General features: G+C 29.7%; 27 protein-coding genes. 22 read left to right on the top strand and 5 right to left on the bottom strand.

Features of this window, described 5'->3' with window-relative positions:
• The first annotated feature begins 98 nt into the window (after positions 1 to 98).
• The 15 genes from NW238_RS00405 (at position 99) to NW238_RS00335 (ending at position 12,208) form a co-directional block, all read left to right on the top strand.
• Entirely contained in the window at positions 99 to 413 is a 315-nt protein-coding gene (locus NW238_RS00405) for a 4'-phosphopantetheinyl transferase superfamily protein (RefSeq protein ID WP_216505197.1), read from the top strand.
• Position 414: 1 nt separating this feature from the next.
• Positions 415 to 1,161 (top strand): lysophospholipid acyltransferase family protein, encoded by a 747-nt coding sequence (locus NW238_RS00400; protein WP_216505199.1) that lies wholly within the window; start codon positions 415 to 417, stop codon positions 1,159 to 1,161.
• Positions 1,154 to 1,909 (top strand): segregation/condensation protein A, encoded by a 756-nt coding sequence (locus NW238_RS00395; protein ID WP_216505201.1) that lies wholly within the window; start codon positions 1,154 to 1,156, stop codon positions 1,907 to 1,909. The genes NW238_RS00400 and NW238_RS00395 overlap by 8 nt, the downstream gene beginning before the upstream one ends.
• Positions 1,899 to 2,483, top strand: coding sequence for an SMC-Scp complex subunit ScpB (gene scpB, locus NW238_RS00390; RefSeq protein ID WP_216505203.1), 585 nt, complete (start codon positions 1,899 to 1,901; stop codon positions 2,481 to 2,483). Before NW238_RS00395 ends, scpB begins: the two co-directional genes overlap by 11 nt.
• A 27-nt stretch (positions 2,484 to 2,510) precedes the next feature.
• Positions 2,511 to 3,392, top strand: coding sequence for an RluA family pseudouridine synthase (locus NW238_RS00385; protein WP_216505204.1), 882 nt, complete (start codon positions 2,511 to 2,513; stop codon positions 3,390 to 3,392).
• Positions 3,380 to 3,682 (top strand): Asp-tRNA(Asn)/Glu-tRNA(Gln) amidotransferase subunit GatC, encoded by a 303-nt coding sequence (locus NW238_RS00380; protein ID WP_216505205.1) that lies wholly within the window; start codon positions 3,380 to 3,382, stop codon positions 3,680 to 3,682. Before NW238_RS00385 ends, NW238_RS00380 begins: the two co-directional genes overlap by 13 nt.
• Entirely contained in the window at positions 3,682 to 5,010 is a 1,329-nt protein-coding gene (locus NW238_RS00375; protein ID WP_216505207.1) for an amidase family protein, read from the top strand. The genes NW238_RS00380 and NW238_RS00375 overlap by 1 nt, the downstream gene beginning before the upstream one ends.
• Entirely contained in the window at positions 5,003 to 6,421 is a 1,419-nt protein-coding gene (gatB, locus tag NW238_RS00370) for an Asp-tRNA(Asn)/Glu-tRNA(Gln) amidotransferase subunit GatB (protein ID WP_258451609.1), read from the top strand. The genes NW238_RS00375 and gatB overlap by 8 nt, the downstream gene beginning before the upstream one ends.
• A 93-nt stretch (positions 6,422 to 6,514) precedes the next feature.
• On the top strand, positions 6,515 to 7,066 hold the full coding sequence (locus NW238_RS00365) for a thermonuclease family protein (protein ID WP_216505209.1): 552 nt from the start codon (positions 6,515 to 6,517) through the stop codon (positions 7,064 to 7,066).
• Positions 7,067 to 7,323: 257 nt separating this feature from the next.
• A complete protein-coding gene (rplK, locus tag NW238_RS00360; RefSeq protein ID WP_216505210.1) occupies positions 7,324 to 7,908 on the top strand; it encodes a 50S ribosomal protein L11 in 585 nt (194 codons plus the stop codon).
• Entirely contained in the window at positions 7,908 to 8,600 is a 693-nt protein-coding gene (gene rplA, locus NW238_RS00355) for a 50S ribosomal protein L1 (protein ID WP_216505211.1), read from the top strand. The genes rplK and rplA overlap by 1 nt, the downstream gene beginning before the upstream one ends.
• Before the next feature lie 528 nt (positions 8,601 to 9,128).
• Positions 9,129 to 10,106 (top strand): aspartate--ammonia ligase, encoded by a 978-nt coding sequence (locus NW238_RS00350; protein ID WP_216567734.1) that lies wholly within the window; start codon positions 9,129 to 9,131, stop codon positions 10,104 to 10,106.
• An 80-nt stretch (positions 10,107 to 10,186) separates the two neighbouring features.
• Positions 10,187 to 11,266 carry a peptide chain release factor 1 gene (gene prfA, locus NW238_RS00345; RefSeq protein ID WP_216505213.1) on the top strand — a complete coding sequence of 360 codons (1,080 nt, stop codon included), beginning with the start codon at positions 10,187 to 10,189 and terminating at the stop codon, positions 11,264 to 11,266.
• Positions 11,266 to 11,979 carry a peptide chain release factor N(5)-glutamine methyltransferase gene (gene prmC, locus NW238_RS00340; protein ID WP_216567735.1) on the top strand — a complete coding sequence of 238 codons (714 nt, stop codon included), beginning with the start codon at positions 11,266 to 11,268 and terminating at the stop codon, positions 11,977 to 11,979. Before prfA ends, prmC begins: the two co-directional genes overlap by 1 nt.
• Positions 11,980 to 11,986: 7 nt before the next feature.
• Positions 11,987 to 12,208 carry a phosphopantetheine-binding protein gene (locus NW238_RS00335; RefSeq protein ID WP_171111252.1) on the top strand — a complete coding sequence of 74 codons (222 nt, stop codon included), beginning with the start codon at positions 11,987 to 11,989 and terminating at the stop codon, positions 12,206 to 12,208.
• Between the two features lies 1 nt (position 12,209).
• Here the strand turns inward: NW238_RS00335 and NW238_RS00330 are convergent, their stop codons facing one another.
• Positions 12,210 to 14,057 (bottom strand): ABC transporter permease subunit, encoded by a 1,848-nt coding sequence (locus tag NW238_RS00330; RefSeq protein WP_258451606.1) that lies wholly within the window; start codon positions 14,055 to 14,057, stop codon positions 12,210 to 12,212.
• 66 nt (positions 14,058 to 14,123) lie between these two features.
• Between NW238_RS00330 and NW238_RS00325 the strand changes: the two genes are divergently transcribed.
• The 7 genes from NW238_RS00325 (at position 14,124) to NW238_RS00295 (ending at position 20,345) form a co-directional block, all read left to right on the top strand.
• On the top strand, positions 14,124 to 14,657 hold the full coding sequence (locus NW238_RS00325) for an NUDIX hydrolase (protein WP_216505222.1): 534 nt from the start codon (positions 14,124 to 14,126) through the stop codon (positions 14,655 to 14,657).
• Positions 14,658 to 14,672: 15 nt separating this feature from the next.
• A complete protein-coding gene (locus NW238_RS00320; RefSeq protein ID WP_216505223.1) occupies positions 14,673 to 16,097 on the top strand; it encodes a phosphotransferase in 1,425 nt (474 codons plus the stop codon).
• Positions 16,098 to 16,188: 91 nt separating this feature from the next.
• Positions 16,189 to 17,106, top strand: a complete 918-nt coding sequence (locus NW238_RS00315; RefSeq protein ID WP_216505225.1) for an RluA family pseudouridine synthase — start codon at positions 16,189 to 16,191, stop codon at positions 17,104 to 17,106.
• A gap of 12 nt (positions 17,107 to 17,118) precedes the next feature.
• Complete coding sequence (locus tag NW238_RS00310) at positions 17,119 to 17,952, top strand: hypothetical protein (protein WP_216505226.1); 834 nt, start codon at positions 17,119 to 17,121, stop codon at positions 17,950 to 17,952.
• Positions 17,953 to 17,994: 42 nt separating this feature from the next.
• Entirely contained in the window at positions 17,995 to 18,618 is a 624-nt protein-coding gene (gene rnhB / locus NW238_RS00305) for a ribonuclease HII (RefSeq protein ID WP_216505227.1), read from the top strand.
• 1 nt (position 18,619) lies between these two features.
• Positions 18,620 to 19,357 carry a nitroreductase family protein gene (locus NW238_RS00300; RefSeq protein WP_216567737.1) on the top strand — a complete coding sequence of 246 codons (738 nt, stop codon included), beginning with the start codon at positions 18,620 to 18,622 and terminating at the stop codon, positions 19,355 to 19,357.
• Positions 19,358 to 19,553: 196 nt separating this feature from the next.
• Positions 19,554 to 20,345, top strand: a complete 792-nt coding sequence (locus tag NW238_RS00295; RefSeq protein WP_216505231.1) for an alpha/beta fold hydrolase — start codon at positions 19,554 to 19,556, stop codon at positions 20,343 to 20,345.
• Positions 20,346 to 20,419: 74 nt separating this feature from the next.
• Here the strand turns inward: NW238_RS00295 and NW238_RS00290 are convergent, their stop codons facing one another.
• From NW238_RS00290 to NW238_RS00275, 4 genes are all read right to left on the bottom strand, one after another.
• Complete coding sequence (locus NW238_RS00290; RefSeq protein WP_216505232.1) at positions 20,420 to 21,169, bottom strand: YebC/PmpR family DNA-binding transcriptional regulator; 750 nt, start codon at positions 21,167 to 21,169, stop codon at positions 20,420 to 20,422.
• A 1-nt stretch (position 21,170) separates the two neighbouring features.
• The gene (gene nadE, locus NW238_RS00285; RefSeq protein WP_258451605.1) at positions 21,171 to 21,974 is read right to left on the bottom strand and encodes an NAD(+) synthase; all 804 of its coding nucleotides are present in this window, start codon (positions 21,972 to 21,974) and stop codon (positions 21,171 to 21,173) included.
• Between the two features lie 101 nt (positions 21,975 to 22,075).
• A complete protein-coding gene (locus tag NW238_RS00280) occupies positions 22,076 to 22,990 on the bottom strand; it encodes an HpyAIV family type II restriction enzyme (protein ID WP_216505234.1) in 915 nt (304 codons plus the stop codon).
• 1 nt (position 22,991) lies between these two features.
• The gene (locus tag NW238_RS00275; protein WP_216505235.1) at positions 22,992 to 23,879 is read right to left on the bottom strand and encodes an alpha/beta fold hydrolase; all 888 of its coding nucleotides are present in this window, start codon (positions 23,877 to 23,879) and stop codon (positions 22,992 to 22,994) included.
• Positions 23,880 to 23,945 lie beyond the last annotated feature (66 nt).

Raw genomic sequence — 23,945 nt, 5'->3', positions numbered from 1 at the left:
TTGAAAAAATTAATAAATTAATTATTATGCTGAATTAATATCACATTAATTAAATATTAATATTTATATTTATATTAAAATTTACATATAATAATCTTATGAAATTAGGAATCGATTTAGTTTTAATTGATAGATTTAGATCTATAGAACAAGGATTTGAAAAGCGCTTTTGTCATCCATCGGAAATCGATTATCTTCACAATTTAGCCAGCGAAGAGGTTAGAGTGACATATTTAGCATCACTTTGAGCGATTAAAGAAGCGCTATTTAAGGCTGACAATAAATTTTTTGATTTTTCGAAAATTAAACTTGTCAAAGAAAAATCTGGTGTTTGAACATTTGAAGACTGAAAAATTTCAACCAGCCACGAAGGAAATATGCTAGTAGCAATCGCGGCATTAGAGGAGGTGTAAAATGAGTTTTAATTTTAAAATGGTTTTTTTATGGTGACATTTTTTATGATGTCTTTGAAGATTAAGGGCAATGGTAAAAAAATACCGTCGTATGCCGGATGAATTGACTCCACAACAAAGAAATGACTATTTACTTAAAAGAGCAAAACAGTTATTGTGATATTTCAATGTGAAAATCAATGTTGAAGGTTATAACGACTTACCTAAATCGCCTGCATTACTATTGCCCAACCACAAATCTAATATTGACCCGCTAATTATTTTAGCTGCTTTGGAAAAGAAAGACTTTGCAATGTTAGGAGGAAATAAAATTCCTACATTTTTGGGCAAAATTGAATTAAAGCGTAAAAAATTTGCAAGCGGTGTTTTAGAATTATTAGATACAATCTTCATTAATCGTCAGGATTTACGCCAATCTCTTAAATCACTTAATGAATTTGGGGATTTTGTTAAAAATAATAAACGTTATGGAGTTATTTTCCCCGAAGGTACACGCATCTTGACTAATGAATTGGGCGAATTTAAGGCAGGAGCTATTAAGGTTGCCCAAAGCCAATATCTAACAATTGTGCCAGTATCAATCAGCGATACTCGCCAAGCCTTGAATAAAAATAGAGGTAAAAAAATAATAGTAAATGTTAAATTTTTAAAACCTATTAAACCAACAGACTTTTTAGCAATGGATAATTTAGCAATCATTAACAGAGTAAAAAACGAAATAGAAATGAGTTTAGACAAAAATGAATAATTTATATGAATCAGACGATAAAAAATTTGATATAAGTATCGAAAATTTTGATGGGCCATTAGATTTACTTTTAGCATTAGTCCAAGATAAACACAAAGATATTATGGATGTCGATGTTGCCGAATTGGCCAGTGCTTATCTAAAAATAATTCAAGATTTGCAAGAAAACGAAATAGATCTTGCTGGTGAATATTTAGTTATGGCCGCAACTTTGCTTGCTTTGAAAACAAAGATGATGTTATTTACTCCTGAAGAAAAACCAGAAATTGAAGAAGACAAGCGTGAAATTTTACGTCGTCTATATGAATATCAACAATTTAAAGAAATATCTAAAACACTTCGCGAACACGAAGAATTACGTACAAATATTTTTATCAAAAAACCAAGCGACATTGAGGAATATCTTCTTGATGATGACAAAACACAACTAGACGGTAATTCGACACCGCTTAAGTTAATTACAATTTTAAGAAAAATGTTCGAACGAACATATGCGCAAAAACTTAGAAAAACCAAGTTAGACCATTTTCAACTCACTCCGCAAGATCAAATACCTTTTATTTTAGAACTTTTCAAAACCACTGACAATGTAACATTTGAAATGATTTTTAATCAACCTTCAATGAATCACTTTGTTATAACCTTTATGGCTGTATTAGTGCTTGTGAAAATGCAAAAAATTACTATGGAACAAAATGAACAATTTGGAACAATAACATTTGCGAAAGGACCAGATTATGAAAAATAATATTTTAGAAGCGTTGTTATATATTCAAGGAGATGAAGGGTTATCTCTTGAACAAGTTAAAGAAATATTCAACTTAAACACAATTCATGAAGCAAAAAAAGTTATGGCTGATTTTACCAAAGACTATAACAACCGTGATGGAGCACTTAAGGTTGTAAACTTTAATGACATCTACAAACTAGCTACACGCGAAACCTATAAAGAATACATTACAAAAATGGTTCAAGTGGTTAAAAAACACCGTTTATCAAATGCTGCTATAGAAGTCGCTGGAATTGTAGCTTATAAACAACCAGTTACTCGTTCAATGGTAAATAATATTCGTGGCGTCGCCAGTGAACAAGTTATGAACACGCTTTTAGCTAAAGGTGTTATTGAAGAAGTAGGAATTAGTCCAACACCAGGAAATCCAGTTTTGTATGGTATTACAAACAAATTTTATGATTATTTTAGAATTAGAACTCTTGCTGAGTTACCAAAGTTAACTGAATTCAACTTCATTGATGGAGTGGAATCGGAATCTCAAGAAGACTTTAGTTTCTTTGATTCGCAAAGACCGGACCAATACGAATAGTGGTTTTACCACTATTTTCTATTAGTTATGTCAAAACAAGAATTTATCGCAACCAGTAATGACCAAGGTCGTAAATTACTAAAGTTTTTAACTTCTATTTATAAAAATGTTCCTATATCAAGAATTCATAAAATATTAAGAAAAGGCGATATTCGTATAAATTCAAAGCGCAATAAAGATCCAAATTACATTATAAATTCAAATGATTCAATAACTATTTATGGCTTAAATGATTCCGATGCATTTTTGTTAAAATCAAATCCAAATCTAACTTTGAACTCTGAAATTATTTATGAAGATAAAAATATTCTATTAATAAATAAATTACCAGGTGTTGAGGTTCACTCAAACCAAAATTCCTTAGACCAACAGGTCTATTCATATCTAAACTTTACTCAAAACACGGCATTTAAACCAAGCCATGTTGGTAGATTGGATAAATTAACAAGTGGTTTAATAATTTATGCCAAAAACTATGAATCGCTTGTCCAATTAAACACAAAACAAGATTCATTAGTCAAAAAGTATCTTTTTATACCCGAACATCATATTGAACCTGGTATTTATTCTTTTTTGACTTCAAAGGATGATTCAGTACAAAAAATGGTCGTTACTCAAGAGAATCGAAATAATGCTAAGTTAGCTACAACCAAAATCGAAGTTATTAATAATCAATACTTTGCTACTTTATTAAGTGGGCGTAAACACCAAATTAGATTAACTTGTGCTAACTTAAAAGCACCTGTTTTGGGTGATATTAAATATGGAGCAAAGAGAGCCAGAAGACTTTATTTACACTCATATTCATTAAAATTTAACAATTTAGAAGGAAGTTTAGAATACTTAAATAATAAACAATTTACAGCAAATCCAATCAATTGAATCGAGGAGGAAAAATGAAAAAAATAGATAAAACAAAACTTGTTGAAATAGTTAGTTCATTAATGCTTGAACCAAGCGATGAAGTAATTAATCAAATTTTAGTTGAATGAAACAGTATTCAAAAACAGTTATCTTTTTTAAATAAAATAGATACCAACGGAGTAAAACCGTTAACCCATATCAACGAAACACCGGTAGTTGACTTTTTTAGAGAAGATGAAGTTGACTACACTGGAGCAATAACTAAAGAAATAGCATTAAAAAATGCGTATGATTCTGATGAAGATTACATCATAACTTCGAAGGTGGTACAGTAATGAAAATTAAAAATTTAGGTAATCTCGAAAAAGCTTTAATTTCCATTGAAAAAGACGAAAATAATGCTGTTGCTCATATTTTTAATGCTCCTAAAAAAGTTGGGGACGGGTTACTAAACAATGCTATTTTTACAATTAAAGATGTCTTTGCTACTAAGGAGGCAAAAACAACTGCTTCAAGCAAAATACTGGAAAATTTTCATCCAGGCTATAACGCTACTGCTGTATCTAAATTAATTGATGCAGGTGCTATTCCAGTTGCAAAGGTTTATAATGACGAATTAGCATTGGGAGGTACAGGTACCTTTAGTGCGTTTGGTTTGATAAAAAATCCACTAGACTCACTACGTTTAGTTGGAGGTTCATCTTCTGGTTCTGCCGCAACATTAACTAAAGACATTTGCTTCTCATTAGGTTCAGATACCGGCGACTCAGTGCGTTTACCAGCTTCATACAATTCGCTAGTTGGATTCAAACCTAGTTATGGTGCAATCAGTCGGTATGGGATGTTCCCGTATGCTTCATCACTTGACACTGTAAGTTATTTTGCTCACAACGTGAATGACATTGCAGTGATTTCAAAGGTTCTATATGGCATTGATAAAAACGATTTCACGACCGTAGAAGTTAAAATTAATAATATTGAAAAAATCAAACCTAAAAAAATTGGGATTTTAGACATAAATATTAATCTGCTGTCAGATGTGGTTCAAGAATCCTATACTAATATCATTAAAAAGCTTCAAAATACTGATATTTCAATAGAGATGGTAAAAATTAATGAAGATTTGATTCGTGCTGTAAAGCCAGTTTATGATATTATTTCATACTCTGAAGCATCAAGCAACTTAGCCAATCTTAATGGTATAGCTTTCGGTTCAAGAAAAGAAGGTCAAACTTGACAAGAAATAATGACCAATACTCGTTCTCAAGGATTCGGAACGATGGTTCAAAGAAGACTGACATTGGGTAGCTTTTTCTTACACTCTGAAAATCAAAAAGAACTTTTAATCAAAGCACAGCAAGTTCGCCGAATAATAAAACAATACTGAGACCAATTGCATGATAAATATGATTTAATTATTTTCCCTGCCAGTGGCGACATAGCGCCATTTATAGAATCAACAAAAAATATTTCTAGAGATTATATGGAATACATACTAACTACTTCTAATTTAGCTGGTTTGCCCTCAATCACCGTTCCATGAATCAAAAATTCTGATGGTTTAGGTGTAAATATAGCATTAGAAACATCAATTTACACAGATGAAAAATTGCTTTCATTTGCACTTTGAATGGAAGAATTTTTAGGAGGTAATAATGAATAGTTTTGAAACAATAATTGGTATAGAAATTCATGTTGAATTAAACACTAAAACAAAAATGTTCTCAAGTGCTAAAATTGATTTCAATGCTGAACCAAATACATGTATAAATCAAATCGACTTAGGTTATCCGGGCACATTGCCTCTGTTAAATAAACAAGCAGTAATTAGCGCTATAAAATTGGCTAAGGCATTAAAAATGGATATAGATACTGAGTTGCATTTTGACCGTAAAAACTATTTTTACACCGACTTACCTAAAGGTTATCAAATCACACAATTCTTTAAACCAATAGGCTCAAATGGTACTTTAATTATTGACCAAAACACTGGAGATACTGTAACTATCGAAAGAATCCACTTAGAAGAAGATACCGCCAGACAACACCACGGAGAAGTTACTAAACTAGATTATAACCGTGCTGGTACTCCGTTAATAGAAATAGTTACTACACCTTGCATTAAAAGCCCCGAACAAGCGGTTAGTTATGTTTCCTCAATCCGTCAAATTGCTCTTTCATTAGGAATTTCAGACGCAAAAATGGAAGAAGGTTCTTTAAGAGCTGATATCAACATTTCATTACGCCCTAAGGGTTTTAATGATTTAGGAACCAAGGTTGAAATTAAGAATATCAACACTTTCAGAGGGATTGCAAAAGCTATTGAAAACGAAATCGAAATACAAACCAAAAAATTGCGTACTGGAGAAAAAATTCTACAACAAACAAAAAGATTTGACCCTGAATCTCAATCAAATATAGTAATGAGAACAAAAACTGGTGGGGTCGATTATAAATATTTCCCAGAACCGAATATTCCAATTATAAAAATTAGTGATGAATTCATAAGTAATATAAAACTGAATGAATTGCCTTGAGAACGCACTGAACGTTATAAATCAGAAGGTATTCAAAATATTTACATTAATTCATTAGTAAATGATTTGGAAATGGCTAAATATTTTGACTCAATTAATTACCCTGATAAAGAAAAATTATCAAAATTGTTTTTCGCTGAAATTGTTTCATTAGCAAATTCAACACAAAAACATGTTTGTGATCTAAATATTAACCCAGAGCAAATATCTCAGTCAATACAACTAATGGATTCAGATATTATAAGTGGACGTTCATTTAAAAAACTAATTCCATTATTACAAAATTATCATGACGATGTCAATGAATTAGTTAAAAAACACAATTTGGAACAAATATCAGACCCTAATATAATCACAAAATGAGTTAATGAAATAATTGAACAAAATACAAAATTAGTTGGTGAATACACTTCACGTCCCGAAAGAGTATTAAAAATGATACAAGGTTCTCTAATGAAAATTTCTGGTGGCCAAGTAAACCCAACTAAAGCAATAGAAATAGTCGAAACTATTTTAAAAGAAAAATTTAATAATTAGCAACTTTGTTGCTTTTTTATTGCATTTTTCAGTAAAAATACATTTTTTTTACTTTTTTTAAAAAAAGGAATCTCTGAAAGATATTAATAATATATGAAATGATTAAAACTTATACCGCTACTATCTATTCCTTTATCAACATTGGCTTGTACCATGAATTTTTCGCAATATTCTAACTATAAATTAAATAGTTATTATGTAGCAGACGGAGATACAATTTATGCTTATATTGATAATGTTAAAGTAGGGATTCGTTTTTATGGCATTGATACGCCAGAAACGAAAAAAAGCAATAATTCTGTGGCTGATTTAGAAAATTTTTTTGCGCAAAAAGCTAAAGTTGAAGTTATCAAATTATTAAATAAAAAACCTATCAAAATTGTTAAAATTACAGAAGATAAATATAAAAGATGGATATGCAAAGTATTCAACCATAATGACAAAGACATTGCATTAAATTTACTGAAATCCGGTTTAGCAAGAGTAAAATATATTTCAAAAAATAGAAAAAATATAAATTATTGAACTAATGATTATGAGAATATACAATATTTAAACGAACTTAAAAAGAGCGAAAATCTCGCCAAAACCACAAAAAAAGGTTTATGGTTTTATGGTGAGCGAAGGGTTTTTTACAAAAAATAATTTTATTTAATAACAATGAATTATTGTGTTTATTAAATAATGTTGCTATATTATTTAAACAAATATGACTTAAATTCTATATTATTCAGTAAATCATTCATTATGAGAACAGTTATTTAACAGTTTAAAATGTAGAAAAAATAAATATCTTAAAAATTAATCATTAATATATAATTAAAAAGCAATTTAATAATTGCCTCTAAACTAGTGGGAGATATATATCGCTAGAACCACAATATCGAAAGGATAAATTTATTATGGCAAAATCAAAATCTGATATTGTTCGTGTACGTAAATTAGAATTCCCAGCGGGACAAGCCAAACCAGGTCCAAAATTGGCTGGTGTAGGTATTAACATGCCTGACTTCACCCGTGCTTTCAATGACGCAACACGTGACAGAGGTAACGAACCAGTTCCAGTTAAAATTACTGTTTACAAAGATAAAACATTTGATTTCAAAATTTACACTGCACCTGCAAGTTACAAATTAATTAAAGCTGCTGGAATTCAAAAAGGTAGCTCAAACGCTAAAACTACTAAAGTTGCAACAATTACTTTGCAACAACTTAAAGAAATCGCTGAATACAAACTAGTTGATTTAAATACAAACGATGTTGAATCTGCAATGGCTACAATAGCTGGCACAGCTAAAAACATGGGTATTTTAATCGAAGGTTGAGATGATGTTGCTGCTGAAAAAGCTGCTGCTAAAGCTGCTGCTAAAGCTGCTGCTGCCGCTGAAGCATTTGAGGCTCAATTAGATGAGGATGCTAGAGCCGCTGCAGAAGGTTCAGATACATCATTTGACACCGTTGAAGAAGAAACTGAAGGAGAAGAATAATGGCTAAAGTTGGTAAAAAAATTAAAGCTGCATGAGAATCATTTGATAAATCAGTTGCTTACGATTTAACAGAAGCTATTGACTTAGCTAAAAGAACTTCATACACAAAATTTGACGGATCAATCGAATTAGTATTCAAACTAAACCTAGATGTGCGTAAAGCTGACCAACAACTACGTGGTTCAGTTCTATTGCCTAATGGAACAGGAAAAACTGTAAAAGTATTAGTAGTTACAAATAACCCAGAAAAACAAAAACTTGCTAAGGCGGCGGGTGCTGATCAAGTAGTTGACGGTGCTGCTTTAGAACAAAAAATTAAAGAAGACGAATTTGACTTTGACGTAATGGTTGCTGATCCAGCAATGATGCCATTATTAGGTAAATACGGTAAAAAACTTGGGCCTAAAGGTCTAATGCCAAACCCTAAAACTGGCACAGTTACTCCAACTCCTGAAAAAGCAGTTGAAGAACTTAAAAAAGGTAAAGCAAACTATAGAACAGATAAAGCCGGAATTGTACATACTCAAATTGGAAAAGTATCTATGGATACAGCAAAATTAGTTGAAAACGCGCAAACTGTTATTTCACTAATTAAAAAACTAAAACCTACCGCAGTTAAAGGCGCATACATGCAAAACTTGGTTGTCTCACCTACTATGGGTCCTGGTATCAAAGTTAAAATCGAAAAATAAATATTTTTAATCAAGCAAACGCTTGGTTTTTTATTTTTTTATTATTGCTATAACTATTAACAAGAAAATAATAATAAAAAAAGGGCAAATAATATCATAATACCCGACAATATTCCAAGTCGTCACAAGACTTTAGATTACTTATACTAGACATGTGTTTTTTAATTTTGATATAGTACTATTAATATATAAGAAAAAATACATAAGTACGTTATTCGCTTTTGTGGATGGGGAATTGTATTTTCTTGTTAATTAATCGTTTTATAAGACTCTTGACCAAAAACATGTTTATGGAGCCAATTTGTTTTGGTTTTTATTATGACAATCAGTAAGCTACAATGAGGACATATAGTTATCGACTCGTTAATCGCGAAACCAATTTAGGAATTCCTTGTATTTATTTAATATATAAGTGTTTGTCAAAAAAAATGAATTAAAGAGTTATCTTAAAATACTCATTTCTCAATGAATAAGGAAAATTTTAAATTACACAATAATCTTATATAATCTATTCACTAAGGAGTTAAAATGTATAAATCAAAGTTATCAATTAGACAAACGCAGAGCGCAATCCAAGATTTGCGCTCGTACTTCCAGGACCTGCTCAAATTAGAGTTAAATTTAACGAGAGCTACCGCACCACTATTTGTTACATCAGAATCTTGTTTAAATGATGGTTTAAATGGCGAAAAACCGGTTTCATTTTTACCAAAAAATTCAACAGAAGAATTGCAAATAGTTCACTCATTAGCAAAATGAAAAAGACAGGCATTACATGATTATGATTTCAATCTTTATGAAGGTTTGTTTACCGATATGAACGCAATTCGGCGTGAGGAAGAATTGGATAATATACACTCATATTATGTCGACCAATGAGATTGAGAAAAAATAATAGATAAAAAAGATAGAAATATTGAGTATTTAAAATATACAGTAAATAAGATTTATAAATCGGTTTTACTCACCAAAAAACACATTAATGAAAAGTTCAAATTAGACACAAAATTTAGTAAAGAAGTGTTTTTTATCAGTTCTCAACAATTAGAAAATCTTTATCCTGAATTAACTCCCGAGGAAAGGGAACAAAAACTAGCCAAAGAAAAAGGAACAATTTTTATATATCAAATTGGCTGACCTTTAAAATCTGGTTATGTGCAATCTCGTCGAGCTTTTGATTATGATGACTGAGACTTGAACGGTGATTTAATTATTTATGCACCTTGACTTGATAAGGCAATTGAAATTTCGTCCATGGGTATTAGAGTAGATAGAGACGCTTTATTAAAGCAATCGAATAGAAGTGTCCAAGAATTGACTGAAATGTCGGAGTTTCACGCTAACATATTAAATAATCTTTTACCATTAACAATTGGTGGTGGAATAGGACAAAGCAGATTATGTATGTTAATTTTAGAAAAACACCATATCGGAGAGGTCCAATCTTCATATTGGCCCGAAAAAATGAAGCAAGAACTCGCTGAACAAAACATACACTTACTATAATAACGAGAAAATTCTCGTTTTTTTATTTATCGCCTAAAGACATATGTAAATATTGCTGGTTTAGTTTATAATATTAGATTATGGAACAAACAATGTACAAATCATTAATGGGTATCAAAAATAAACATGATGAACTAGTCGAAAAATTAACCGAAGAATCAGTAATTAACAACATAAAGGAGTACACAAAAATAAATCGTGAAGTTGGCAAAATTAAAGATATTGCCAATGTTTTCACTAAATATTTAAACTTAGAAAAAGACATAGCAACGGCCAAAACTATGCTTTCATCAAAAGATCAAGACGAAGTTGAATTCGCTAAATCTATCATTGACGAAAACGAACCACAGCTAGTTGAACTAGAGGGAGAATTAAAAATTCTTATTCTACCAAAAGATGAAAATGATGATAAAAACGTTATCATTGAAATTCGTGGAGCTGCCGGAGGTGATGAAGCAAACATTTTTGCCGGCGATTTATACAGAATGTATTCAAAATACGCTGAAGAGGTCGGTTTTAAACAAAGTGTTCTTTCAACTTCGCCAGCAAATGCCGGCGGATTTAGTCAAATAGTATTTATGGTCAAAGGCGAAAACGCCTACTCAAAACTAAAATTTGAAACAGGTGTGCACAGAGTCCAAAGAATACCAACAACCGAAAGTTCAGGGCGTATTCATACATCAACAGTAACGGTAACAGTAATGCCAGAAATTGATGATAGTATAGATATTGAAATTAAACCTCAAGATATTAACATTGATACATATCGTTCTTCTGGAGCGGGAGGACAAAGTGTTAATACCACTGACTCAGCGATTAGAATTACACATATTCCAACCGGAATTGTGGTAACATCTCAAGATCAACGTAGCCAAATTGCAAACAAAGAAGCTGCAATGTCAGTTCTTAGATCTAAACTTTACGACCTTGAAATGCAAAAGAAACAGGATGAAGAATCGGGTTATAGAAAATTAGCGGGACACGGGGACAGAAGTGAAAAAATTAGAACATATAACTATCCTCAAGACCGTGTAACTGACCATAGAATCGGTTATTCCACATCTTTAAAACAAGTAATTGAAGGCAAATTAGATTCAATTATTGAAAGTTTGCTGACTGAAGAACAAAACCAAAAAATAGCAGCAAGTGGATTAAAATAATGCCTACAATCGAAGAATTAAAATTAGAAAAACGTCGTTATGGATTAAGCGAAATAATCTCTGATGAAGAACTAAAAAAACTTCAAAAAGGAATGCCTATTCAATATATTATGGGATATATTGAATTTTTAAATACTAAGATAAAACTAGACCATAAGGTTTTAATACCTCGATATGAAACTGAAGAAATGGTTGATTTGGTTTTAAAAAAATATGTGAAAAACAACAATGATTTTAAAGTACTTGATCTTTGCTGCGGGTCAGGTTTTATTGGTTTGGCAATTAAGGTGAATGCGCCAAAAGTACAAGTAACTCTTTCTGATATTGATCCTATCGCTATCAAGCAAACTAGGGAAAATGCAATTGATAACCTTGGCAGTGATACACACGTAAATATTATCCAAAGTGACTTATTTTCAAATGTAAATGAAAAATTTGATTTAATAATATCTAACCCTCCATACCTCGATGAAAATATTATCTTAAATAATGACAAAGATTTAAAATGAGAACCACAACATGCTTTATATTCAAAAGACGAAGGGTGGTATTTTTATAAAAAAATACTTGAACATTATAAAAATTATTTAAACGATGATGGCATACTTATATTCGAAATTAATCCCTTGCATATTAATAAATGAAATGAATTGAGTAATGTCAAAATTTTAAATGATATAAACAATAAACCAAGATTTGCTATTATTGTATAATTACGCTATGAATATTACAAATTTAGTTATTGAAAAAGTGCAAAAATTTACCAAGTCTAAAGTTTCATTAAACTCTGAATTAAAAGAACTTAAAATAGATTCATTAACTTTGGCTGAACTTGTTTTTGACCTTGAGGACGAATTAAAAATTCGTGTCAGTGATGAAGAATTACTGAAATTAAAAACAATACAAGATGTTGTTAATTTAATTGAAAATACTAAAAAATAGCCTACGCGGCTATTTTGTTTTTAATTAAATACACCTTAACTTTTTCTTGCATTTTTACATTCAATAACGGTGTCGCAAAATGAGTAATTAAAGAAAATAAAGAAGTTAATAAAATAGCTATAAAAGCACATTCCAACATCACATTACCTGAATTAGAACCGTGTTTATTTAATTCTGCCACCATTCTTGTTGTTAACGTTTGTTGAGGGTAAAGCAACGAAAAGACTCTTGAATTTTGTCTTCCTGAAGTTAATAAAAATGGTGATGCTTCAGCAACAAATAGAGTTAGCACCATAAAGAAACAATTAAAAATTGTCGGTGATATCAATGGAAGGACTAATTTGAAAAATATTTTTTGGTTACTTAAACCTTTATTTGCGGCTTGTTTAATTAATGTTTTGTTAATTTTTTTGAATCCGTTATTAAACTGTTTAATCATTACCGGTATTAACAATACAACAACAGAAGCAACACCAGCCAATAATGATGAATCGTGACCTTTATCTAATGTTCAACCAAAAAGATGGATAAAAATACCATACGCAAATAGACCGTGTACTAATGAAGGTAAACCTCCGCTTGTTATTAATAGTGAATTAATTAACTTGCTAAAAAACGTTTTTCTTGAAAATCTCTCAAAATAAAGTGAAACCATCAAACTAAAAGGTATAACGATAATTGCTGTTCAAATAGCGCCATATAATGTGGTTGACATCGATCAAAGCGTCGTATCTACACCAAATTTTATAGTTGATGTCGGTTTAATTACTGATAAAAATCCGAATATCAAGATATAAACGAAAACACTAATGATTAACAAGCCAATAATTGTAAAAAATAACCACTCGATTGATTTTTGAATATTATCATAAATTTTAGTTCTTTTGGATTCCTTATTATTTCCATTATTTCACTTGTTGGACAATATAATTAAATTGTCTTTGTATGTTGTTTTAAACGAATTTGTTTTCATAATTAAAGTAATAAGAAAATTAATTACTCCAATCATAATAATTAATGTTAATGATAATGCAAATAGATATTCTTTCACATATCGACTTTTAAAAGCGAAAAAGTTAGTTGTTACCATTGTTGCAGCTGGTTTAACGGAGTTGCTGAAGAAATTTTTGCCACTAAACCATAAATTATATGAATTATTACTAATCATAATAAATGATGCTGCTGATGCCTCACCAACTACTTTAACAAAAGCCGTAAAACAACATTTTAAAATTTGCTTTTTATTAGATTTTAATAGTAATTTATAGATAATCAATGTTGAATTTATTCACAAATCTTTTGCAATTTTTTGCTGGTTAAAATTTATGGAATCAAAACAATTTACTAAGTTATTTATCAAAACTGCAGAATTAAATATAATAAACATCAAAACACATGCTATAAAACTTTTTCCATTAAACGAATTAAACATAAAATGAGTAAAATTCGTTAAAACATTGAGAGCATACAATGCAAAAATCACTGAAGGGGCGCTTCCTATTATTTTCACAATTAGCTTTATAATCTTGCTTACTTTATTATTAAGTCTAAATGTAATTAAAACTGCACTTTTTATTGATAAAGGAATACTGAAAATTAATGTAAAAATAGCAATTATTATAGAGATAGCTATTGAATTAAATATACCTCCCTTAATACCGTCTACATCATCAAAATCAAATGACCAAGGTTTAAATCCAAACTCCTTAACGATATCAAATGATTTTCAAATTATTACACCTAAAAAAGCTAACATAAAAATTAAAAAAAATATTGCCACAAATAAAGCAAAAAGTTTAATCGGTTTTTTAGATGCGAATTTCCATTTATATTTACTATTTTTTTTCATATATAAAGTATAAAAAAATATTTAAAATGCAATAATATTTATAAATAAAAGATATAGGAGATACAAATGGAATTATTAGATATTTATGACAATGAACGTCAAAAAACAGGCAAAACATTCATTCGCGGAGAAGGTTTAGAGTATGGTAGCAACCATATAGTTGCTTTTCTGTGTTTATTTAATAAAAAGGGTGAAATGTTAATACAAAAAAGAGTTTCAAATAAACCAAAATATCCTAGTTTGTGAGATGTTAGTGTTGGTGGAGCGGTCGATCATGGAGAAAGTGCTGTTGAAGGAATAAAACGAGAAGCGTTAGAAGAAATTGGTTATAACTTTGAACCTTTGCATCAAAAAGCGGCATTCACAATCAACCTAAAGAAAATATTTTGTGACTATTTCATCGGTTTTACTGACTGAGAAATAGAGAAGTTCGAAATTCAAAAAGAAGAAGTTGAACAATTAATGTGAGCCGATTATGACACAGTCATTAATTTGATAAGAGAGAATAAGTTCATGAAATATCATGAATCCTTAATCAAATATATTTTTGATATTTGACAAATGCCATATACGAGATTAAGTGACCCAAACTTAGTGTAAGGATATAATTTAAATATGACAAACTATATACAATTCTTAAAAGAAAATATCAGTAAAGAATTATTAAGTGAACTTTCTGACATCAAATTTATATATAAGGGGTTTCACAACTACACATTTAAGGCTAAATATAAAAGAAAAGACGTACAGGTTAGAATACCTATTTCCAATCTCGTTAATCATGATATTGAAGCACAAGTCTTAAAATCACTCTCTACGACTTTATTTTATGAAAATGGAATATTAATTCGTGAGTGATTTGATGGAAAAACACTTGAAGATATCAAATTAACGAAGGAAATTCAACTGAAAGTAATAAAAAAAATAAAACAATTCCACCAATTACCATTAAATGTGCCAAAAATGGATTTTCATTACTACAAAAAGGGCAGTGAAAAATACGCAGATTTAGTCAAGAAATACACAAAAGACGCCAATCTGGTGACTTCACACTGTGACTTATCCGCTAAAAACATATTAATAAATGAAACAGGTGATATAGAATTAATAGATTTTGAATGAGTTCGTAAAGCCCATCCCTTTTTTGACGCTATAACATTGGTTCAATCACAGAATTTTAACACCGATATTGTTAAAACTGAATTTTGCATGACTGACCAACAATTTGAAGAAATAACATTTATATCTGATGAATTCAGACAACATGGTTATGAATCGGTATATTCAAATTTTGTTATTAATGGCGATAACAAAAAAATAGGAAGAGGATTGACAAATCTTTCTTATGTACAAAATGATTTATTTATACAAATCAAACAAAAAAATGAGTTTAATCACCTAAACAAATTATCTTTATTTGACAAACTAAAATGTAATGAAAAAGTTATATTTGAGAATGAAAATATGATAATTAGAAAATACATAAATTCATTAGATATTAATTTTGGTAACGAATATATAATTACTGACATTGCGAAGGCAATATCTGAATTACATTGTTCCCGAATTAAATTAAAAGATAATGTAATTCGTCAAAGAATTGAAAAATACATTGAAGTGTTAAATAACCATAGAAAATTTAACTTAGTATTTACTCCGAATATAATTAAAACACTGTTAACATATGCGGAATTTTTAACTAATGACGTTCCGTCCCACAATGATTTAAACAAAGAAAATATATTACTTGATAATACTAACAATATTAAGTTTATTGACTTTGAATATTCTAGTATGAACAGTATTTATTTTGATCTTTCTTATTGCGCTTCAGCCTTAGAGCTGTCGCCAGAGTTGGAGATAAAATTTCTTAATTCTTACTCTGAAAATAGCAGTAGAATAATCGATCTAAACGAGTATCATAAAACCAAAGCGTTGGCAAATTTTTACGGAATTGCATGATCGCTAACAATTAATCCTGAATTTGATTTTTCTTGATTAATAAACAACGTTTTAGATAATCTCAAATATTTTGAATAAAAAGCATTAATTAATAAAACAACCAAAAAATTATAAAAAAGTTCGTTTTTTTATTGCGTGCTTATTTTTACTTTATATATATAATGTTAATATGATTAAATTAGAAGTTACATATAAAGAGAGAATAGATAAATATATTTCAGATAATACCGAATTATCAAGAAACGATGTTAAGCAATTAATCTTACAAGGCGCGGTTTTGTTAAACGATAATACAATACCAGTCAACAAACCAAAATACATTGTTCAACCAGGTTGAAATATTACTATTACAAAATTAATCGATAAGGAAACTAATGTTGTTCCTAGAAAAATGGACTTAGACATTGTTTATGAAGATGATGATTTAGTTGTTTTAAACAAACCTACAGATTTAGTTGTTCATCCAGCACCAGGGCATCATGATGATACATTGGTAAATGGATTGCTGTTTCATTTCAAGACACTATCAAACGAAAATGGTTTATTGAGGCCAGGCATAGTTCATAGAATCGATAAAGACACAAGTGGATTGCTAATTATAGCCAAAAATAATGAAACCCACGTTAAATTGGTTGAAATGTTAAAAAATCATAAAATTCATCGTTCATATTTGGCTATTTGCGATGGTTTAATTGAAAATAAAATAACCAAAATAAATTTACCAATTAACAGACACGCAAATGATCGTAAGAAGATGACTGTCCACAAGGATGGGAAAGATTCAATTACCACAGTGTATCTACTTAAGCATTTTTATTTAGAAAAAGAACCAAAATCGTTAGTGAGATGTCAACTTGAAACTGGTCGTACTCATCAAATTCGTGTACACTTAAAATATATTGGGCACCCAGTTTATGGAGATCCTGTGTATAACAAAAAAATTGATGAATTCAATCAACGTTTACATGCTTATAAATTAGAATTTATTCATCCAATCAGCGATAAAAAAGTTACTGTTTTTGCACCTATACCAAATGAATTTAACATTACGGATTTTGATTTTAGCGAATTGAAAAACGAAGAATAATTAAGGAGAAAAATGAAAAGAACATATTTAAACATAAATAGTACAGCCGAGTTATGAAAGCTGGAAAAAACAACATTTCGTAAATACGTGATTGGCTCATTAATATCTATACTTGTAGTTGCGATAGTAATATTAGTACATCAAATATCACTATTTATACTTCAATATAAAGATGGAGTGTTTACAACAAAAGTAGATAATAGCTCAGTCCTTATTTATAACATCTTAATTCCATTGTTGTATATCGCAATATGAGTATGGATATCTATATCATACATTTTGGGAATGATTAAAAGTTATCAAAATAAAAGTTTTGAACATTTAAAACCTGGTACAGCCACTTTTTTTGGAATAATGTCGTTTATAAGCTTTTTCGAAATTATTACTTTCTTTATATCAAAAGGCAACACTTCAAACACAAAATTGAACACTTTACAAATATTACAATTAGTATTACCTATTATAATTTCGTTCCTAACAATATCTTTATATTATGGATTTGTGCGTGAAACTAAATTTATTTATATCGCTTTTGCAAACGCTAAACAATTCGAGCTTATCAAGACAATTGGCCAAAGCACTAACATGTTTTCAGACTTAAATAATATTTTCAATCATAATTCAGTGTCACCAGAATCTTCACAAAATCAAATGCCTAATCAACCCGCAGACGAAACCGAAGCCGAGATAGTTAAAACTGATAGACAACAAAAAATAGAAAAATTGCTAATGCTTCCAAATTATCGTTTATACGAAATAGCTAAGAAATTGTATATTAGTGGCTATGAAAAAATGGAAAAAGAGGAATTGGTTAACAAAATAATTGACATTACTGACAAAAAATAATTAGATTTGTGGCGCTTTGCTACAATTTTAATTAGGAGATAAATGGAATATAAAGTTAATATCGAATTAAGAGAATTTAAAAATCTAAAACAAGTTTTAGGTTTGGATGAAGCAGGTAGAGGCTGCTGTGCTGGCCCATTAGTTGTTGCGGGAGTAGTATTCCCTCCTAATTATTCAAGCCCATTAATAAACGATTCTAAAAAATTAAATGCAAAACAAAGAGAAATTGCTTTCGAACAGATTAAAAGAGATGCTATTAAATACGATATTAAATTTTTAACCAGTATTGAGGTTGATAAATTAAATCCTAAAGCCAGCTCTGTAAAACTAATGACTGAAATTGCGAACCAATTTAATGATGTTGATTTAGTTATTACAGATTATGAAAAATTGCCTAATTGTACTGTGAAACAACTAAATTTAGTGAAAGGCGATTCAAAATCTCTTACTGTCGCAGCTGCTTCAATTTTAGCGAAAGTTTCGAGAGACAGATATATGGATGAATTGGATATTAAATATCCTCAATACTCGTTCAAAACACACAAAGGTTATGGAACTTTCAAACATAAACAAGCAATGGAAAAATATGGATTAATTCCAGAACACAGAAAAAGTTATAAAAATGTTAAATTAGCATACGAAACATTTTTAAGAAATAAGGAGTAAAATGAGTTTTTATAATAAAGCTATCGAAAGATACAGTGTTCGTGAATACGACACAAACAAAAAAATTACCGATGAAGATTACAATAAAATAATAAATGTTATTAAATCTGCACCGACATCTTCAAATTGACATTCATCGAGTGTTATTGTGATAAGAGATAGAGAAATATTAAATAAATTAGGAGAAACTAGTAAATATACTGGTGCAATAAAATCATGCGATATGTTTTTGGTTTTTTTAGCAGACTACAATAGAATGAATATTGCAAAATTAAAACACCCAGAACTACAATATAATAGTCATTCGTCTGAATCTTATACAGTGGCAGTTGGTGATGCATTTATACAAGCTACAATGGCTCAAGATATTGCTACAGATTTAGGATTAGGAACTTGTTTTATAGGTCTTGTCAGAACGATCGAAAAAGAAATAATTGACTTATTAAATATAAAAGGTCAAGCATTCCCTGTAGTTGGATTAACAATTGGTCACAGACTTAATGACGGACACGTTAAACCTAAATTAAACCGTGTATACGAAAACTTCTATGACTACAATAATTTAAATCATGAAGTAGAACAATACGATACTCAACTTATTAAACATTTAAACGAAATCTCGCCAGATAAAAAAGCATTTTCATACACTGAAGCAACCATTAAATCTGCTTCATCATATCGTATGGATACTGATTTAATCGAAGAAATTTGAAATCTTGAATTAGTAAATAATAAATAGTTTGTTAATATGGCAAACTTTTTTTTATACAAAAAAGCATAAAAAACACCTGTTTGTGGAAACAGGCGGTACATTAAAGTTATACAACCTCAATGACGACTCATCGCAATTAATTTATACCATATTAACCGATTTAACCTAATTTATTTATTTAAATCTTATTGTGTTGGTAAAATGTAAATGCCAAGGAGGCAATATGAATATTAAATATGATTATCCTTATGTTTTTAAAAATAATAAACAACCACATAAGCCTGTAATATTTGTTCATGGTTTCAACTCAAAACCAGCGACATTTTTAATTTTTGAAAATTATTGAATAAAAACAGACTATTACGCAATTCAATTCCCAGGTTGCAATGGTGTAAAGGCAATAAAAAATCATGAGTTAAGTGTGAACCAATATGCAAAATTGTTAATCAAATTTATAATTGATAACAATCTTAAAGATGTAACATTAATTGGTCACTCAATGGGGGGTGGAATTATTTCATTAGCTTATAAATTGCGTCCTGATTTAATAGGTAAAATGGTGTTTGTTGCGCCGATGAATAAAACATCTCTAAAAACTGTTGATACTTATAATTCAACATATTTTCCGAAGAATTTTGAAGAATTTTTAAACTTTTTATCTGTTCTTTACTATGATATTAGTAAATTTACAAACGATAAAAAATGAATGAAACTAGCTAAAGAAAATTTCAATCCTAACGATTACAATAACCCAGATGTAATTAAATTAGGTAATTCATTACCTGTATTAGAACTTCATAACCAAATTGAAGATGGATTAAAATCAATTAAAGTGCCTTCTTTATTAATTCTAGGTGAAAAAGATGGAGTAATTGACAGAGAAAATTGTCTAAAATATTTTCGCGAAAATGTTGAGAATATTAAAACGGTCTTTATTCCAAAAACTGGTCACATGATGTTTGAAGAAAACTGGGAAGAATTTATTTCAATTCTAGAACCTTTTATTATTTCTTAAAAAGAATAAAAGGTTACTATAAACAAAAAATTAACATTTTTGAGATGTTAATTTTTATTTGGAATTTTTAGTTATTATTCGTCGTTATCTTCTGGAAGTTCTATGTTGTGGAATACTTCTTGAACATCATCATCATCTTCAAGTTTGGCAATAAATTCCTTGATTTTTTCTGCTTTTTCTCCACTAAATTCAACAGTTGAATTTGGTACATATGTAACTTCACATTGTAAAAATTCGCTGATTCCTAATTCGTTTTCTAATGCGGCCTTAAGTTCTGGAAAACTTTCCGGAGCACATGAAATTAGATACGAACTTTCATCAGTGTCGATGTCTGTTGCACCATGTTCTAGTGCGCACAGTGTTATTGTATCTTCATCAATTAAATCTTTAGAAACTTCTAACACTCCTTGTAAATCAAATTGAAATGGAACTTGACCTGTCTTGCCTAATACCGCATTTTGACGGTTGAATAATGCAGCCATAGAAGATTTGGTTCTATTCATGTTATCACTTAGAGTTTTAATTAAGAAGGTAGCTCCTCCTGTTATTGTTGCATTGAATAATGTTTCAACAAAATTTGCTCCATCTTTAGCTTCTCCTTTTGCTTTTGCTAACGCTCTTTCAATATTTGCTTTTGGCATGTTTTTTGATTTTGCCTTAGCTATTGCAAGTTTTAAGGCCGGGTTAGAGTCTACGTCAGCTCCTCCCGGTCCTGTAGCAACAACATAAATTTCTTTAAATAATTTTTGAAATATTTTTCCTCTTGCTTTATCTTGAGCACCTTTACGGTGTGCTATGTTTGCTGAATGTGAATGTCCTGCCATTTTATCTCTCCTTTTTAAAAAATTCTTTTATTGATTTTGGTTGATAAGGCTTTTGTCTTTTATGATGAGTGTTTTTATGCAACCTATCGATTTTTAATTTTATATCACTATTTATTAAATTAAAATTATTATTTAAATAATTATCTAAATCGGCATAAGAAAATCCAAGTTCATCTTCATCGCTTTGACCTTCTCACAAACCTGCCGATGGTTTTTTATTAATGATAGATTCAGGAACGTTTAAATATCTGGCCATTAATCGCACCTCGTTTTTCAATAATCGGCTTATTGGCAAAATATCAACTCCACCATCACCATGTTTTGTAAAATATCCAATGAATAATTCATCTTCATTGTCAGTTCCGGCAACAATATAGTTATGTTGTTGCGCCAGAGCATATAATGTTGTCATTCTTAATCTTGGTTTAATGTTGCTTAAAGACATTTTGTCATCTACACACGTTACACGTTTAATTTCGTCAAAAGTATTTTTTAAATCTACAGTGACTGTTTGTAGGTCCAAATTTTTCATTAACTCCTCAATATGAACTAAATCAAAACTCATTGAATCAATAGGCATTACCACACCAAGCGTATTATCAGGAAAAGCCTTTTTAGCTAACGCAGCAACCAAACTTGAATCAATTCCACCGCTTATTCCAACTATAATTCCTTTTGCGTGAGCTTTTTTAACTCTTTGGGTTAATCAGCCAACTAAATAATCAGTATACTCCTTAATCTTTTCAAAATTAGGACTTGCATTAATTGAATTACCAACTCTTAAACCAATACGCTTTATCGACATAATTTCCTCCTAATAAATAGATAATACAATTATAAAGTATTATTTAAAGATAAAAGTACTAGAAATTACTATAAAAATTACAAAAAAAGCCAATCAGGCTTTTAGTTAAGTTCAGTAACAGATTCGACTAGCTTTGAATTTCTCATATCTCTTGCTCTAGTGTAAGAATTATCGTTTTCTTCGCCAAAAATTAAATTTCTAAGTAAAACCATATCAGGATTATCAGAACTTAGTTTTTCCCAGGCAGAATTGCTCAATCCAACCATGAATTCAAAAGTTTCTGGGTCATTGTTCAAATCCGGCATTTTTAAAAAGAAATCTAAATTTTGATCTTTAAAATTGGCGATGTATGATTCAATTTCATCCCACTGTGTTCTTAAATTAAATTCATCAAATAATTCAGACCCGTATTTAACGTCCGCAATTGACTCTTCAGTGTTTACAGCTTGAAAAGCTTTCTTGTATAGTTCTTCGTTTCTTGTATATAATGAATCAACAAATCATATTAGAATTTCCACTTTAGGAGTTTTATCATTGGCTCTTAAAGCTTTAATTCTCTTTGTAAACATTTCAATAGTTTTAGCCGCTTCATTTTTTGAGGCAATATCCCTTTTTTTAGGGAAAACGAGTGTTAGTTTCGTGTTATCTTTATTCCTAAAAGCAAGTGGGGCTCTAAATTTAATTATTTCGCTGGCATTAACAATATCTTCAGGAGTTAAGTTTTCTCCATCTCATGCTTCGATCTTTGATGTGTCCACATAATTTAAACAATATGAATTTTCAACATGCTCAACTTCCGCTTCATTTAAAACAAATTCAGCACATTCAATAATAAATTTATAATACTTATTTTCTTGAGTTCTTAAAAATGATTGTTCCATTCTAGTTAATACATTGAACGGGTGTAATTTAGAATTAAATCTAAATGGGCTTTCCAATAATTTCAACAACAACTTTGGTCCATTCCCATTCATTAATAATTGTTTTAATCTCAATTCGAAACTTGTGTAATCCATATTATTCTCCTAATTCTTCTAATATTTCAGTGTTTAAATCATCAATGTCTTTTCAACTGCTGAATTCAATTTTGTGTTTTTTAATCGTAACAAATCTGTTTCACCAATGTCTATTTTTATTTAATGAAAACGAATTTAAATATTCATTCACCTTAATTGGATCATCCTTAATCGGTGAATGTCCTTTACCAATTATGGTAAAAGGAATACCTAGTTCATTTGCATACTTCTCAAAATGTTTTGCACCAATTATTGCATCATTAGAACCTACAACAAAATTCATCTTATTGGCGTTTTCTGAATATAATTTTCCCAATGAATCTAGATATTCTTTATTCAAGATAACTTTTTCAAGCAAGGGTGCTCACACACCTTTTTTACTAAATGATTCAACTAATTTGGATGTTTTTTTGAATTTTTCACTAACTTTTACAATTAACTTACCTATTACATCAGATACAAAATTTGTGGGCGCTATTGCTGATTTTAAAATACTATAACTATTGTTTTCAGTCATGGTTGGATTGACAGTAGACATCATTATAACTTTATTAACGCGTTTATCACCTGCTAGATGCAATGCAACAACCCCGCCCATTGAGTGGCCTAAAACAATAACCTTTTTCGTTTTTATAGAATTCAACAGTATATTTCCAATATTTATTCAGTCTTCTATATTTACATCATCTGGGTTTGGTTTTTGAGTATATTTTGACCCAATAAAATTAGCAGCAACCACATTATAAGTTTTTTTAAATGGTTCAAGTTTACATATAAAATCACTACTTGAATTTATTCCGTGACAAAATAATATTGTTGTGTCTTTTTTATTGTCTTCCAGATAAACAGGGACTTTTTTATTTTTATAATTAATATAGTTTAATAACATAGCTTAATTATAGATTATGATTATCTTTTAACAATATTAAATTAAATTTTAAATAAAAAGTGGGTT

Source organism: Mycoplasma zalophidermidis, from assembly GCF_024742155.1.
GTDB lineage: Bacteria > Bacillota_I > Bacilli_A > Mycoplasmatales > Metamycoplasmataceae > Mycoplasmopsis > Mycoplasmopsis zalophidermidis.
This window is presented reverse-complemented; position numbering and strand designations above follow the sequence as displayed.